Genomic DNA, 15,875 nt, shown 5'->3' with positions numbered 1-15,875 from the left:
AATTCTCTCTTCCGCGTGCCGGTGCCAATCTCGCTTCTCCAGGAAATAGCTGTTCACCATAGAACAGAACGCGAAGCTCCATTTGAAAAATGCTATCAAGTTCCGGTCGACTTTGATTTATGGATTCAGAACGCGAATGGTTTGGTTCTGGACTTTTCCGTACAATGGAACGCAATTCGAAGACCGAGGTGATCTCGCAACCGAACCGTGTGACACAATCGTTGATCAAAGCATTTTCAATGCTTGTCGTGCCCGTGTAGATCACTTTCATGACTTCATAGACTGCTCGCCACCAGACAGCCCCGAGCACCAATTCGAAAAATGTGATCGCTGATCTTTATGCATACACAACTTTTCCCTGATCTTCTCGAACGGCATTTAGTCGCAGAATTGATGGATGATCCAGAACTTGATGCTGGAGAGCATCGTCAGGCTCTGGAGGGTTTGCGGCGGATCAATAAAGTGTCGATGACGACGAGGAAGCTCTGGCATTCAATTCGGAAGCTCAGCCGTCGTCTTAAGCGGCCTCTCACCGTGCTCGATGTCGCGTGTGGTGGTGGTGATGTCCTCGTGGAGCTAGGTCAGCGAGCACGTCGAAATCACGTTTCGCTGAAATTCACGGGATTGGACATCAGCAGCACCGCTGTTCAACAAACACAAGCGAATGCGACCCAAGCTGGTGTGGACCTTGAAACATTACAGTTTGACATTCTCGGTGATGCTCGCTTGCCGCCCCATGATGTCGTCTTCTGCTCACTTTTCTTACATCACTTAGAGATCCCAGACGCAGTGAGTGTCCTTCGGAAAATGTCCGCCGCAGCAGAACACGAGTTGCTGGTGAGTGATCTGGTTCGCAGCCGAACTGGACATCTCCTTGCCTGGGTGGGAACACGGCTCCTCTCTTCTTCGAAAATTGTTCACACTGATGGACCACTTTCTGTCGAGGCAGCTTTCACTCCCGAAGAACTTCGAGAAATCAGTCTAAGTGCCGAACTGGGATCTGCACAAATTCAGAAGTTTTTCCCTGAGCGAATGCTGCTCCGCTGGACACCTTCAACATCGGCAAATTCGTGAAAGAATCTCAGCCGCTCACCTCTCTTACAACTACTCTCTGGGATGCCATTGTGATCGGAGCCGGTCCAGCAGGGGCGACATCGGCGTTTTTGTTGGCAAAGAGTGGTCAAAAAGTTTTACTGATTGACAAAAAACGATTCCCGCGTGAGAAAGTTTGCGGCTGTTGCCTGAGTGGTCGTGCAGTGCAAACGTTGTCTGAACTCGGCTTAGCAGAAGTGCTGGCCGGAGCGGTGAACTGCGAAAGTTTCGTCTTGGGAGCGAACCAACGTCAGCTTCGATTGAAAACTTCGAACGGCCTGACAATCTCGCGATCCGTACTGGATGAAAGGCTGGCCAAACGCGCAATCGAGGCAGGCGCAACTTTTCTTCAGGAAGCCAGCGCCACGATTCTTGAACATCCCGGAAACATACGTGAAGTCGCAATCAGTCAGGACAACCAACGCCAAACTGTACAGGGCAAAATCGTGCTGGCTTGTGGAGGCTTAGCACACCGCATCTTACCTGATGCGCGAGCTGAGAAGATCGCTCAACATAACAAAATTGGCTTCTCCACCATTCTTCCGTCCTCTAAACTTTATGAATCTCAGACCATCTACATGGCGACCGGTCCGGCAGGGTATGTGGGGCTGGTTGTTCTTGAAGATGGTCGATTAAATTTGGCGGCAGCTTTACGATCTGACACAATTCGAAAAAACAAAAACTTGGCTGCAATCATCTCTGATCTAATTCGGTCAGCTGGTTTTCCAGTCCCAAGTGGAATCGATTCGACTGAGTGGACGGGAACTCCGCTGCTGAGTCGTCGCCGCAGTCACGTTGCAGGAGAAAGGCTCTTCATCCTTGGCGATGCTGCAGGGTATGTGGAACCTTTTACGGGAGAAGGGATGGCCTGGGCGTTTTCAAGTGCTCAAGCAGGACTCCCAGTCTTCCTTTCAGCAATCGAACACTGGGACGACAAACTCATTGAACAATGGGAACAGACTTATCGTCAAGCTGTCTCTCAACGGCAGTGGAGTATTGGCTTTCTTAAACGTGTCATGCGGTTTCCCAAGCTTATATCCACAGCCTTAGTCGTGCTGCGATGCGTTCCCTTTCTGGCAACTCCGATTATCAAATCAATCCACGGAGAGCCTTCAGAAAAATCATATTCATCATGAGAATACTTGGACTCGGTACCGCACTCCCTGAGCATGCGTATCAATTAGAAGATCGATTTGAAATCGCTGAACACTTTTTTCTCGGAACGGAAAGAGAACGTAAGCTGTTACCGGTTTTGTACGAACGAACCGGTGTGAAGCGACGCTTCAGTGCGGTGTTGAACAGTTCCGAGGGGCCGTTATCCGAACGGCAGACCTTGTATCTTCCACGTGGCAGCGGTCCTGAGTACGCAGGCCCTTCAATCACTCAGCGGATGGAGTTCTTCGAAGAACTCTCTGGTCCACTCGCCTTGCAAGCGGTTCGCAATGCCATTGCGGACTCAGGCATCTCACCGGAGCAAATCACGCATCTCGTGACGGTCTCATGCACCGGCTTCTCCGCTCCCGGATTCGACTTATATTTACTCAGAGAAACCCCTCTGCTGCCCTCTGTGCAACGGACCCATGTCGGATTTATGGGGTGTCACGGTGGGCTGAACGGGCTTCGTGTCGCGAGAGCCATCGCTGAAAGCGACCCGAACGCCTCTGTTCTACTCTGTGCCACAGAACTGTGCTCTTTGCATTATCAGTATCAAGGAGGCGCCGATCAGATTGTTTCCAATGCATTATTTGCAGATGGTTCAATCGCTCTCGTTGGCGCAGGTCAAGCAGTTCAGCGGTCGAAATCGACCTCATGGATTGCGAAAGATTCCGCTTCTCATGTCATTCCCGAGAGCGATGACATGATGACCTGGAAGGTCCGGAAGCTGGGGTTTGAAATGTCCTTGTCTCCCAAGTTGCCTCAATTGATTGAAGAACAAGTCAGGCCGTGGTTAGAAGGCTGGTTGGCGGAGCATCAACTTCAACTGGACGACATCAAGAGCTGGGCGGTTCACCCGGGCGGGCCTCGTATCCTCTCTTCGTTTCAGAAAGCGATGCAACTTCCCGATGAAGCCTTAGCTCATTCGCGATACGTTCTCCAAAACTTTGGAAACATGAGTTCCACCACAGTCTTCTTTATTATTCAGCGAATGCTCGAAGAACAAAGTCAACTTCCTTGCCTTAGCATCGGCTTTGGACCGGGGATCACGATTGAAGCAGCTTTATTTATTGATTGATTGATCACCTTACATTGAGTGATGCCAGCTGATCAGCGCCGAGAAGTCATCCAATCAACAAAAACTTCTTTGTCACTTCTGCCTGTTCAAGTGCAGCAGTAGGTTGATTTGAATGCTCCCGGATGGCAGACCGCGAGTGTCGCCAGATTATTGAGACTTGAGATTTGGCATCACGTCAGAACTCGGCGGTTCGTGGTGAGGTTGTGCTGGTCTTGATATTCTTGGCGGGTCATTGATCATTTCACATACGGATTCATTTGCTGGAACACTTTCGTGTTGCCTGTGCCCGTAAAAAACGCGTTTCACCAGTAAAATTGCTGTATGCCACGAGGCAGAACGCGAACACTCATTCGAAATTGCGATAATCATGAAACAACATCTGCTGGATTATTTACAAAGAATTCTGAACGCCAAAGTTTATGATGTCGCAATCGAAACAGCGCTCAACCCGGCGAACAAATTATCGGATCGCCTTGGGAATCAGGTCTGGTTGAAACGTGAAGATACGCAGCCAGTACACAGCTTCAAGTTGCGCGGGGCTTACAACAAAATGGCCCGCCTGTCTCCGGCTGAGCTTTCACGCGGAGTTGTCTGTTCATCCGCCGGGAACCATGCTCAAGGAGTTGCTCTCAGTGCCCGTCGCTTGGAGTGCGAAGCGCATATCGTCATGCCTGTGACGACTCCGAAATTGAAAATCGACGCAGTCCTCGCACTGGGTGGAGAGGTGATCCTGCATGGCGACAGCTACTCCGATGCTTATGCCCATGCGTTCGAATTGCAACAACGACATCAGTATGTTTTTGTTCATCCGTTTGACGACCCAGACGTTATCGCGGGGCAGGGGACTGTCGGTATGGAAATCCTTCGGCAGCTGCAGAGTCCGATCCATGCCGTGTTCGTAGCAATCGGGGGTGGGGGACTGATTTCTGGAGTGGCAGCTTACATCAAAGCGGTCCGCCCGGAAATCAAGGTCATTGGCGTCCAGATGAATGATTCTGATGCGATGCTGCAATCGATCCTTGCCAACGAGCGGGTTGAGCTGAAAGATGTGGGCCTTTTTTCTGATGGCACAGCGGTGAAAATGGTTGGCGAAGAGACGTTCCGCATGACTCGGGAACTTGTTGATGATTTCGTAAAAGTCGATTCAGACTCCGTCTGCGCCGCCATCAAGGATGCCTTTGAAGATACCCGGATCATCCTGGAACCAGCGGGTGCAATGGGTATCGCGGGGCTGAAACAATACGTTGCGAAGCATGCTCTACAGGGTGAGAATCTGGTCGCAATTACTTGCGGAGCCAACATCAATTTTGACCGTCTGCGGTTTGTAGCGGAACGGGCGGATGCGGGAGGCGAGCGGGAAGCATTATTTGCAGTCACCATCCCTGAAGAGCGAGGCAGCTTCAAGCTACTTTGTGAATCAATCGGTCATCGCAACGTAACGGAATTCAGCTACCGCATCAGTGATCAGCACGAAGCGCATGTTCTGGTCGGGTTGGAAATTCAGCATCGTGGAGAAGTCCCGGAGATCAGCCAGTTGCTGGCTGCGCAGGGGTTCGCTGCATTGGACCTGGTAGATGACGAACTCTCGAAGCAGCATTTGCGATACATGATCGGCGGCAGAAGCCCGCTCTGTGAAAACGAACGGTTGTACCGTTTTGAGTTCCCCGAGCGACCAGCGGCATTGATGCGGTTTCTCTCAAGCATGCACCCAGACTGGAACATCAGCCTGTTCCATTACCGCAATGAAGGTGCTGACTATGGACGCATCCTCGTCGGCATTCAGGTTTCCGACGAAGATTTGCCCGCATTCAGCGACTTCATCAACACGCTCGGATATCGCTATGCCGATGAGACAGCAAATCCGGTCTACGGACAATTCCTTCGCTGAAAGACACAGGCCAGAACACTTTCGTGTTATTTGTGTCCGCGGATTGAGCGTCTTGTCAGGTGATTGGCTGTGTGCTACGAGACAGATCCTGAAACCAATTCGAAAGATACTCTAGTCTTCACGTTCAGCTTTGTGGCGAGCAGCCTATGGAGTCATCAAAGCAAACTCCGCAGGCACAACAAGAATGGGAAATACTCCAGGAATCACTGATGGTCTCGCGGAGGTCCCAGGCAGATGCGGAAACCGTCCCGAGAGTCGGAGTAGTGAGGGCCAGCCAACCCCAAACGAACCGCACAGCGTGCGTTGCCGGGGACATCGAAATAGTTACCGCCTCGGCAGACTGGACGCGGATTCTCTTTAACAGTGAAGAGTTCTTCGTGACCTCCTTTGGGGTCGAAGTGATCCAGAATCACTTCCCAAACTCCGCCACACATGTCGGCAATTCCAAAACCATTGCGACCACGCTCCCCGAAGTGATCCACTGGGGAAACAAATGCAAATCCGTCACTCCATGGTGCACTGGACAGAGGCCATTTCTGATTTCGATCAGGCAGGAAATCGACAGCCGAGATATTCAGACGTCCTTCACCTTCGCTGAGTTCATTTCCCCACCAGAAGTAGTGGCTCTCCTGACTACCTCCCCGGCAGGCGTATTCCCATTCAGCTTCTGTAGGTAACCGGTACACCAGTCCATCCGGCAGTCGGCCCGCTTCACTTTCACGTTTCGTCAGCCATCTAGCGAACGCCCGTCCGTCCGTCCAACTGACGCACACGACTGGAAAATCATCCCGCAACGGAAACTGGAAATTGGGATCGCGCCAACTTTTCCCCTCCATCGGTTCCCAAGGATGAGTCACCTCACCGGTCAGATGATAACTCGTCCATTGGGGATTAAAGCACTGAGTATGTCCGCCAGGTTTCTCTGCATCAGTGACATATCCGCTCTCTTTCACAAACCGTTTGAACTGGCCGACAGTGACTTCTGTGCGCCCCATCCAGAATCCGTACTTGACCGACATTGGTCGGGGGATTTCGCCTTCGTATGACTCGCGTTCAGTCCCTGCCTGTGCTCCTCCTTCGATTCCAGTCGCCCAGATTTTCTCTTCTGGTGTACTTCCCATGAAGAATGTGCCAGGCGGGATATACACCGTCTCCAAGATGACTCCGTCGCCCAAGTCAGCTTTTTTCACGGCGCCTTGCTGCGGTTCGTCACCGCGCGCCGCATTCGAGGCAACTCCGATCACAATGAACAGAATCAAATTCAGAACGCTTCGGGATCTCATCGAACTCTCCAATTTGAACGAATCAGACGTTTCGTCTAGAGCAGTTTGCTCTACCGTTATGGCCATGAACAACGGGTTCCGTCAATGAAATTGAGTCTCTCTACCAGGCGGATCGCGAACATGATTTCGAAAGCTGCTCAAGTGCGTACTACAAAACATCTCGATCGCAGTGGGGAGTGTAAGAGCGACTTGAGAACTTTCGTGCTTTCAGAGTTGTAGATGGTCACGCAGTCTGGCACAACACTTCGCATCAACAACGGCAAGTCTGAGCGCATACTGTCCGGAAGATGCAACGGGCAAAGTCTCTCGCAAGCACATTGAAATCAAGCACATTGAAATCGGGCAGATGCGGGATTAAGAAGCGGGCACGTCGATCACCGACGTTCAAGAATCTGTAGAGTGAACCAATCAAAAGTTCGAACATGAAGAAATCATTGCAGAGATTTAAAAATCCGAATTGTGATGCACCCTGAGCATCGATGTGTTCTCATTAAAAATTGAAATCCTTCATCGCAGTGCTGCTATTCCGTCGCCTGAGGTCCAAGCCAGAACCAGAGACCGATGGTGATCGAAGCAAGGAATACCCCTAAGGCAAACGAGCCCCAGAACCCGATTCCAAGGCGTTGTGAAAAAGCCAGGGGAACAAAGAAGGGGAGGCCGAGTGGAACAAGAACCAGTGTTTCCCGCGCGAGCCGAGAGACAGTGGGGAGGTCTTGTTCCTTATTCCAGACAGCGACAAACGCAACGATGCTGACAATTGGAAGTGTCAACAATAATGCTCCCAGTCGAGGATAGCGATCAGCGAGTTGTGACACACCAGCGACGACAAGACCTGCAATGACAGCTCTCCACCACATGTCACTCTCCCAAATTCTGCTGAGTCATGAAACGCTGAACGACTCAAGGTCGTGGAATTCGACGTTAAAATTTTCGGCGTCAGATGTCCCATCGACTCCTCCGCTGATCGTCCCTTCGTAATTCATGGGCGTGACCGTAGTCAACGAACCTTCCCGTCTAGAGCATCTTTCGAGCTAGTTTGCAGGATCTGCCTCGTGGCAAACAGCATTTTTTCTAAAATCAGTCCGAGAACCTCTGGAATAACCGCTTGTCTCAACGCTTGAGAGAGCGATTTCAAGTTTCAGGATCAGTTTTGGAAAAATGCGTTCTTCACGGGCACACAGTAGAGCGAACTGCTTCTGCGAGGCTGTCACCCTGATCCGTAACAAGACTCACAGCATCTCGCTTAAACTCTTCTGTGAAACTGCGACGAGGAGGTCTATTTGAGCCAGAGGAACGCTTCGTTTGGGACATGGTGATCTTCCTTCCTGAGAGAATACACTCTCAATCAGGCGCCCACTATCCTTGGGGAACTTCATTTCACATTTAAGTGAATAGTTCGTGCAGTGGTCGTCCGCCATCGGTTAATGGAATCGGACGTGAACTGGCATCGAGTTCCGTCGATTGTGGAATCCCTAAGGTCTGATAAATCGTGGCGAAGAAATCTGGGACGGAAATTGGTCGCGAAAGAGGATTCTCTGCGAGGTCGTCCGTTTCGCCGATGACTTGACCAGTGTTCAACCCGCCGCCCGCAATGACAGTACTGAACGCCTTACTATGATGATTTCGTCCGCCACCGGAATCATACCGACCGGGGCGACCGAACTCTGAGTAGACGACGACCATAGTTTTGTCGAGCAGGTGATGAGTTTCGAGGTCTAGCAGCAACGAAGAAAGAGCTGCGTCTAAACTCTGGATCAGAAGGTGTTGTTTTTTATGCCCATCGTTATGAGTATCCCAACCAGTTCCGTTAACGAAATTCAGGTTCGAGGTGACTTCAACAAATCGAACTCCACGTTCCACTAGTCGTCGAGCAAGTAAACACCTTTGACCGAATTCATCACCGTAAGAATTTCTTAAGTCAGCTGGTTCGTTATCCAGATCAAAGACTTGCATGAATTCTGGACCAGAAAGTCGGAACCCTTGCGAGAGAAGCTCGTCATATTGTTGAAGTTTAGGACGATTTTCCACAGTCGCTTCCGCCCTGAGTCGATCAAGCAGTTGTCGGCGACGGTCGTAACTTTTTTGGCTGATGCGCTCGGGACGGATGAGCCCTTTGGGACCGGATGTTGTTTCAGTGAGATACAGATATCCTTCCGCAGCTCCAAGAAATCCAGGACTCCGGGATGGGGTCGGATAACCCATTAAAACATATTTCGGAACAGCATCACCGGCGGGACCTTTCAGATGTGAAACAACCGAACCAAGAGCGGGATATTCAACTGTCCCGCTGATCGGCCTGCCTGTGTGCATTCGGTTCACTGCTGCAGAGTGCTCATTGATCACATCATGATGAACAGTTCGCAAGAGGGCAGCCCGATCCAAAAGCGGAGCGGTTCGAGAAAGGTGTTCGCAAACCTTTGCCCCCGGAATCGCTGTCGGAATCGAGGCATATGAAGAACCGGGATCTTTAAGCCCGTCTTTGCTTTGTCGCTTTGGATCCCATGTATCAATCTGGGAAGCTCCCCCTCCTAACCAAAGCACGATGCAGTGTTCCGCCTTGCCCAAAGGGGGCATCTGAAGCGTATGGGAAGTGTCACTTGCCCAAGTTTTACTTGATCCAACACCAGCACCTACAAGCGTGGACGCCATTGCAGATGCTACAGTCCCTTTCAGGAATTGACGGCGGTGAGTTTCCATAATTTCTCAACTTTAATGTTTCAAGTAAAGATGAATTGGCCAGGTCTCCAAGTCGCTAGTGACGGCAAGTGCATCTTTCGAATTGGTGTGCAGGATCTGCCTCGTGGCGAACAGTATTTTACTAGAATCAGTCCGAAAACTACTGGAATGGTCGCTATCCTCAACGTCTGAGAGAGCAATTTCAAGTTTCAGGATCAGTTCTAGAGAATGCGTTCTTCACGGGCACACGGTAGAGCAAACTGCTCTACCGCATCAGGGAACAAATGCAAACTCGGGAAGGTTCACTAAAGACCAGATTGTTTCTTCTAAGCGAACTCGCCAATCGGGGGCGAGTCGCTTGGTCTTGGGATCACCTTTAAGAGCTTGAGCTTGAGCTCGAATTGCCACTTCATTGGATTCAGAATTCAAATTGTTTGACCATGATCGAGGAGAACGAGGAATTTGAGGGGCAGGCACGACTTCGAGACCTGCAACCACTCGCTCGCTGTAACCTTCTTGCAGGAGATCAAAGACGAGTTGCTTCTCGGTCGCAGTCGGCGGTCGAGTTAAAATTCGCATGAAGAGTCGTTCGACGAGATGTTCCAATGGTTGATCTTCCAGAGCGAGTTGAGTGACTTCACTTGAGTCGGACAAATCAACGACACGCAAGGCAGTTGCCCCATGTGCCAGCATCAGCGGTGTCAGAGGTGTCGTTGTTGTTTCACGAACAGTCACCGGGTCGGGACGTGATTGACGCCAGCCAAAAGCCATCATCAAATCGACAAGACTTTGTGCTTTGGGCCAGACCGTCGATGGTCGGTCGCGGTCGTTACTTGTTCCCGCCATTTCCCACGCCCGTTGAGGATACCCAAGTGAAACGAATTCTTTAACGAGCTGACGACCGTCACGGTCCAGCGTTAATTCCTCAGTGTCGAGATCCTTCCCGAGTGCCATCTGAAGTGAGTCGACCACTTGTTCAGCGGTGAGACGTCTTTCAATGTTCCCCGCAAAGAGTTCAGGTTTTGAAGTTTCTTCAGAATTCAAAGGAGAAACTTGTCGCTGATAAGTTTGCGAGTTGAGAATCAATCGAGCGAGATGCTTGACGTCATAGTCGTTCAATACAAGTTGATGCGCAAGGTAATCGAGCAATTCAGGATGTGATGGGGCGAAGTTCTCCCAATCATGCACCGGTTCCTGTAGCCCTCGACCGAGATAACGCTTCCAGAGACGGTTCGCAATGACCTGAGCGAAGCGTTCATTTGTGGGCCAAGTGATCAACAATGCAAGTTGCTCTCGCTGATCATCTGGATTCCTGATCGCATCATCTGGGATTTCGGAAATGGCTGAGTTGTTCATCTGAGTGAAAGGCCATTCGGGGAGAACTTTCGTCCCTGGGCGAAGCGTCACTTGAACGAGCATTTCGCTCACTTCCTCGGGCGTTCCGGGAATGCTGCTTGTGAGAGGCACAGTTTGCCCCGTCCTGCCTAACATCGCTGCCAGACTAAACAGGTCTTTTTGCGAAACGCTCTGCAATGGTGAGTCATGACAGCGAGCACATTTCATTTCTACCCCGAGAAAAGCAGTTCCCAGGACATGGGCTTTGGCTGCCATCGGGACATCGTTCTGCGTTGCGATTCCAAAACCGGCAGGACCTCCCGAATAGCGGCTTCCCTCCATCAATGTGAGTTCGGTAACAAAGCGATCAATCGGCTTGTTGTCGGTAAATGCAGAATGAATGAAAAAGCGGAAGGGACCGGTATTGTTTAGCGTTGGCTTAGCAATTCCAACATTTTCAGCAAGCACGTCCTGCCAATACGGAACCCAGTGATCAGCCCAACGTGGATCGTTTAACAGGCGTTCGATGGAGTTTTCCCGCCGTTCCTCTGCGGGATCTGCCATGTATCGATCAACCTCTTCAGGTGTGGGGATCACACCGACCACATCAAGAGAAAGTCGTCGAAGAAATTGCAAGTCAGTCGCGACAGGTGCTGGTTTGATTCCATTTTCTTCAAGACGCTTTTGAATGAACCGATCAATTTCATTCGAGACATCTTCATTCGAGACATTGACTTGACTGGAAACATTTGGAACGTCAACCGTCGGCAAAGACTCGACGATTTGCCGAGTGAGCACATGGCGTCGCTCCCACCATTCTCGTTCTTTCTGGTCTTTGTGGCGGCGTTCTTTTTGATTCATCTCGACGAGTTGATTTCGTTCCTGCTCGATAAACGTTATCCATTCTTCATCATTGAACGGAATCGACTTTGTGGGTGAGAGAATGCGAAACGCGGTCTCATCTGGACCAGAAATCCCCACGCTGAGTTCACCCACTCGAAGTCTGACTCCGGGATGACCAATGATTGACTCCAACACAACAATGTGACGCCCAGGGGAGAGTGGTAGAGTGATATGTTGTTCGGTATGGGCTGCCGGAAGCGATAAGAGTCCTGGCTGAGGAGGCTTCAGTTGATGCATCGCACCATGGCCACTTCGCGACAAGCTTTGAAATGGCGTCTCTCCCACAAGCTTGCCATCGACGAATAACTTCGCAGCACTCAGTGCACGAAGAACGATGCGGTGTTCGCCTGCCTGCTCACTAGAGACATTGATTTGAGTCGCTGCCGTCAGCAACAATGGCAATGAATAGTCATCAATCAGAGCTTTGTCTGTATATTTCCGAGGTAAGCCAGTAAAGGCAATTCGATCTGCCGTCCAACTCTTGCTTGGAGGCGTCGTCAGCACAAACCCCCAGTTGCGGCTGGCAGGAATGCCTTCCGTCAAAAAGACTTGCACCGAGTCAGAGGGGATTTTTTCAGGATCAACCTCACCGATCACCCGACCAGTTAGCTTTTCACCATTGATGATGTAACGCTCACGGAGATGATCTGCGGGAACGATCGATTTGTAGATGGCAACTTCTGCAATATCTCCATTAAACACACCACTCTTGCCTCCCATACTGGAACCGATCCAAAGCTGATCGTTGTCCGTGACCGGAGGATGAGAAGTCGGTCCGCCCAAGTCCCATTTCCCCGATCCTGGAAAGCCATCAATGTAACCAGTCATCGAATCCGGCTCGCCGAATCGATACGTGATTGCAACATGATGCCAGTCACCGTCTATCGGAAAACCCGAATTTGATGTCCAGCGGTGACCATCTTTCCTTTGAGCGCGAGTAGCGGCATCTGCAACAGCATCACAGAAAAAGAAACTGAGATGAGCGCGTCCACCTTTCTGTACCAGTCGAAGCGAATAATTCTGGTTGCGATCCCCAAATCCATTCGTATGGGTGCGCCCCTTACCGATGATATAAACTGTTGATTGTATTGCATTGACTCGCACCCAAGCTTCCAGAGTCATCTCATCGCCATTCGAGAATTGCAACGCTGATTGATCAGCAGCCGCGTTCACTCGCAATGAAGCTGCACGCCCATTGAATCTGACAGCTTGGCTCTCCTTCGCGAATTCAGTGAAGCGAGATGATTCTGGCCCCGAGATTGACTTCACCGATCCCACAACCTCGGCCGGAAAGAGACCTTTTAGCCCATCGCTCTGGACAACTTTGCCCTCGACGATCTGCATTCGCCACCATGCAAGAGGAGCATCCTCGAGAATTTTTTCACCATACAGGTCGCCCGCCTCTGAGGCGGAAGTACTCGTTCCTGACAGAATGCCTCCCACAAGGCACACGGAACATGCAATTGAAGTGAAAACGCCACGAATTTGAATTCGTGGGGCTCGCAATTCTTGTCCTTGAATCAGATCGCTAATCGACATTCGCCATGCTCAAAAAACCATAAACGTTAATAATCGATTGCAATCGATTATTGGTGACATCAGTGGCATGCAAACATGTTTATTCAACATTGTCAAGTTGGTTTTACCACGAGGCCGAGTTGGGGGAGAACGGGAGCACTCGATTTCTTGTGTGAGGGTGGACTGATGAAAATTCATCAGTTTCAGAAGTTTGGGTGGGGCTTGTATTGAGAGGCTTCTACGTACCGATAACGTAAGCTTGAGCAGATTGTGAAGCTGCGACAAGAAGGTGAAGTGATGCTGACAGTTGGCAAGACTTTGAGTGAACTCTTGTAGAAATTGGAGTCCTAGAAATCGACCTGGATGCGGTGGAAGAAGCAATACGGAGGCATGAAGTCCGATGAGGCTCAAGGAGCTTGAACTTGAGAACCGTCGACTCAAAAAGATGCTGGCTGAATCCGAACTTGATAAGCAGATTTTGAAAGAAGCCCTTATCATCAACAATGAAGCGAAAGAATGAGGCGCGTGTTTTTCATGGATCACTCGGCGGAAAGATCAAACCCGATACGGTCAGTCGAGTTCTTATTCGAGGTGTGCTGACGCCTCTTGCTGAGCAATTCCCCAAGACTCAGCTGAGCCAAGTTTTGTCGATGGTCGACTGCACTCATTTCGATATTACTTCTGCTCGGTATGCGCCAATGCCGGACTGCCGGAGCGAATTCTGATGACGTGGCTGGGCCATCGTAACAGCAAGATGCTCCAGCACTACAACAACTTGCACGATAAAGAATCGCAAAAGCACACGGCCCGTAGCGGTCTTGGATCGTACAGGTGTTAATGTCGGGATCGATGTGCTGAATCTGCTCGGCAGTGGCTTTGATTTTTGTCGTCCCGAGATCGTCCTGAAAGTAACCTTGTGTCGTAATGTTCGTCGCTTCGACGGCATCGAAGTCGATGAGTTGGATTTGACGAACTCCGATGGAGTCGAGTTGGAGGGCAACTTGACGACCAATCGCACCGACGCCGATCACGGTTATGGCTTCTCATGAGGTCAGTACTCACCTGACTATCGATGATTCAGTTTTATCAAATGGAGTCATCAAATGGAGTCATCATCGACAAAGATTTCGTGATCGGGGTGATGTCAATATCCAATAAGGTGTAAGCATTCTAATTATCGTTGTTCGCTGGCAAATCAATCTCAGGCAGGTTGTCCAAGTCGATCGGGTCGAGTCGAGCAGGCTCGACGACATTTGTTTCTGGAAGTGTCGCCAGTTGGCAGCCGATCACGCGTTCCAAGGATGCCAATGTTTGATTCAAACTTGCTTCCATGCGAACCACTTGTAATTGGAACATCAATAAGTCAGACCAGTTGTCAAGAATCTGTTGAAAGTCAACCTTATTGACGCGATAGTCGGCGGTGGAAATACGCAGAGCTTGTTCTGATTTAGGAATAATACTTTCTTTGTACAGAATGATTTGTTCTTCCAATGCCTCAGCTTGAACGATGTAGCGGCGGATCATCCGGAGCGTGTCGTCACGTGAGGCGTCGTAGCGTCGGGCAGATTCCAGAGATCGCTGTTCCGCTTCGCGAACACCTGCATCAAGCTTGTCTCGCCAGATCGGCAGACTGACCCCGACCATGAAGGAGACGTTGTCGTTTCCAGTCGCAATCATCGAAAGTGCATTGCGTTCCGTGACGGTTTGCCAGCCGACCCCGAGGTTGAAGTCGGGATAATAATTCATGTGTGCCAAATCCCGCTTACGCTCGTCGCGGATGATTGCGTGCAATCTTTCCTGCAACTCTGGTCGACAACGTACTGCCGCTTCATAAAGAGCATCGATCTGCGCGGGTACGATTGGGACGTCAATGTCTGTGTTGGCTTGGAGCATCGCCTCTGGTGACGTGTGAATGACTTTGGCGAGATCTGCTTGAGCTGATCTTTGTTGCCGTTTCAGCTCGATTAAACGGTCAGCCAACCGGTCCAGCTCTACTTGAGCACGAAGAACGTCTTGCTGGCTGGTTGCACCCGTGCGGTAGCGGGCTTCTGCAAACTGCAGCAATTGTTCAAGTAGGTTTTTATCGCTTTCGACAATAGTGATCGCGTTCTGATTATAAGCAAGCTCGTAGTAGCTCAACTTGACATCTTCGATGACTTTGAGTTCTGCCTGTGCCAGTCGAGTCAGAGCGATCTTCGATTCCTGTTCAGCCACCTCACCTCGTACACGAAGTTTCCCCAGCCATGGCAATTTCTGAGACAGTGCCAAGGTGTTGGGGGCACGTCCCGCAGCTGTTTGGACACTGTTATCCGGGATGGGCTGAAATGTATCAGTCAGCATGGGATCATCCAACGCCGTCACTTGAGGGATTCTTTGGACCTGAGCGGCCACTGCATTCTGCGCAGCCAAGATTTCAGGATTCCTCTCCAAGGCAAACTGGACAAAGAAATCAACGTCGTACGGGCCCTCCAAGTACGGTTCTTCCGGAAGCGTGACGGAGACCTCCGTTTCATATCCTGTTGATGTGAGTTGAATATGGTGCGCCGTTGATGATACTCGCGGCTGTGGTTCTGGTGGCGTAACGCATCCACAAGCAGCAGGTATGCAAAAAATAAGTGGGATCGAAAGTTTGCGCATCGGAAGTGTCTCCTTGGTGTTGATCACAGCCATCGCGGCTGTCTCGGTCCGGCAGGCTACCGATTGCATCGGTTCTAGGAATGCCTGTACATAAGAGTATGGAGCCGCTTACTCGGATTATTTCGACGACTCAGTCGGCATAATCGGAACAAGCTGAATCAACGTGTCAGAATCGCTCGACAAAAAATCAGGAACGGGCGAATTCGCTCACGAACTGGAAGACATGGTCGCGAGACCTTCGGGTCAACCAAAGGGACCACACATGATAATCACTAGGGCGGCAGAACGTAAAATCCAATATTGGATGTGC

The 15,875-nt window shown here is 50.6% G+C and carries 10 protein-coding genes; 4 read left to right on the top strand and 6 right to left on the bottom strand.

From position 1 onward, the window contains the following. Window positions 1-339 precede the first annotated feature (339 nt). The 4 genes from Mal48_RS06880 to ilvA all read left to right on the top strand — a co-directional run bounded on the left by Mal48_RS06880 (window position 340) and on the right by ilvA (window position 5,213). The gene (locus Mal48_RS06880) at window positions 340-1,074 is read left to right on the top strand and encodes a methyltransferase domain-containing protein (protein ID WP_145197387.1); all 735 of its coding nucleotides are present in this window, start codon (window positions 340-342) and stop codon (window positions 1,072-1,074) included. Beyond that, window positions 1,071-2,228 (top strand): NAD(P)/FAD-dependent oxidoreductase, encoded by a 1,158-nt coding sequence (locus Mal48_RS06875; RefSeq protein WP_197442130.1) that lies wholly within the window; start codon window positions 1,071-1,073, stop codon window positions 2,226-2,228. Before Mal48_RS06880 ends, Mal48_RS06875 begins: the two co-directional genes overlap by 4 nt. Next, on the top strand, window positions 2,225-3,325 hold the full coding sequence (locus tag Mal48_RS06870; protein ID WP_145197383.1) for a type III polyketide synthase: 1,101 nt from the start codon (window positions 2,225-2,227) through the stop codon (window positions 3,323-3,325). Before Mal48_RS06875 ends, Mal48_RS06870 begins: the two co-directional genes overlap by 4 nt. A gap of 367 nt (window positions 3,326-3,692) precedes the next feature. Continuing rightward, window positions 3,693-5,213, top strand: a complete 1,521-nt coding sequence (ilvA, locus tag Mal48_RS06865; RefSeq protein ID WP_145197381.1) for a threonine ammonia-lyase, biosynthetic — start codon at window positions 3,693-3,695, stop codon at window positions 5,211-5,213. A gap of 203 nt (window positions 5,214-5,416) precedes the next feature. Here ilvA and Mal48_RS06860 read toward each other — a convergent pair whose 3' ends face one another. The 6 genes from Mal48_RS06860 to Mal48_RS06830 all read right to left on the bottom strand — a co-directional run bounded on the left by Mal48_RS06860 (window position 5,417) and on the right by Mal48_RS06830 (window position 15,565). Further along, window positions 5,417-6,496, bottom strand: coding sequence for a formylglycine-generating enzyme family protein (locus Mal48_RS06860; RefSeq protein ID WP_197442129.1), 1,080 nt, complete (start codon window positions 6,494-6,496; stop codon window positions 5,417-5,419). Between the two features lie 521 nt (window positions 6,497-7,017). Continuing rightward, complete coding sequence (locus Mal48_RS06855; protein ID WP_145197377.1) at window positions 7,018-7,353, bottom strand: hypothetical protein; 336 nt, start codon at window positions 7,351-7,353, stop codon at window positions 7,018-7,020. A 526-nt stretch (window positions 7,354-7,879) separates the two neighbouring features. After that, entirely contained in the window at window positions 7,880-9,193 is a 1,314-nt protein-coding gene (locus Mal48_RS06850; protein WP_145197375.1) for a DUF1501 domain-containing protein, read from the bottom strand. Between the two features lie 252 nt (window positions 9,194-9,445). Further along, window positions 9,446-12,949 carry a DUF1553 domain-containing protein gene (locus Mal48_RS06845; protein WP_145197373.1) on the bottom strand — a complete coding sequence of 1,168 codons (3,504 nt, stop codon included), beginning with the start codon at window positions 12,947-12,949 and terminating at the stop codon, window positions 9,446-9,448. A gap of 518 nt (window positions 12,950-13,467) precedes the next feature. Continuing rightward, window positions 13,468-13,959, bottom strand: coding sequence for a ThiF family adenylyltransferase (locus Mal48_RS23950; RefSeq protein ID WP_231739945.1), 492 nt, complete (start codon window positions 13,957-13,959; stop codon window positions 13,468-13,470). Window positions 13,960-14,098: 139 nt separating this feature from the next. Next, the gene (locus Mal48_RS06830) at window positions 14,099-15,565 is read right to left on the bottom strand and encodes a TolC family protein (RefSeq protein WP_197442128.1); all 1,467 of its coding nucleotides are present in this window, start codon (window positions 15,563-15,565) and stop codon (window positions 14,099-14,101) included. Window positions 15,566-15,875: the final 310 nt, after the last annotated feature.

The sequence above is a fragment of the Thalassoglobus polymorphus genome (assembly GCF_007744255.1).
GTDB classification, from domain to species: domain Bacteria; phylum Planctomycetota; class Planctomycetia; order Planctomycetales; family Planctomycetaceae; genus Thalassoglobus; species Thalassoglobus polymorphus.
Note: the sequence above shows the minus strand (reverse complement) of the source record. Positions and strands in the feature narration are given on the sequence as shown.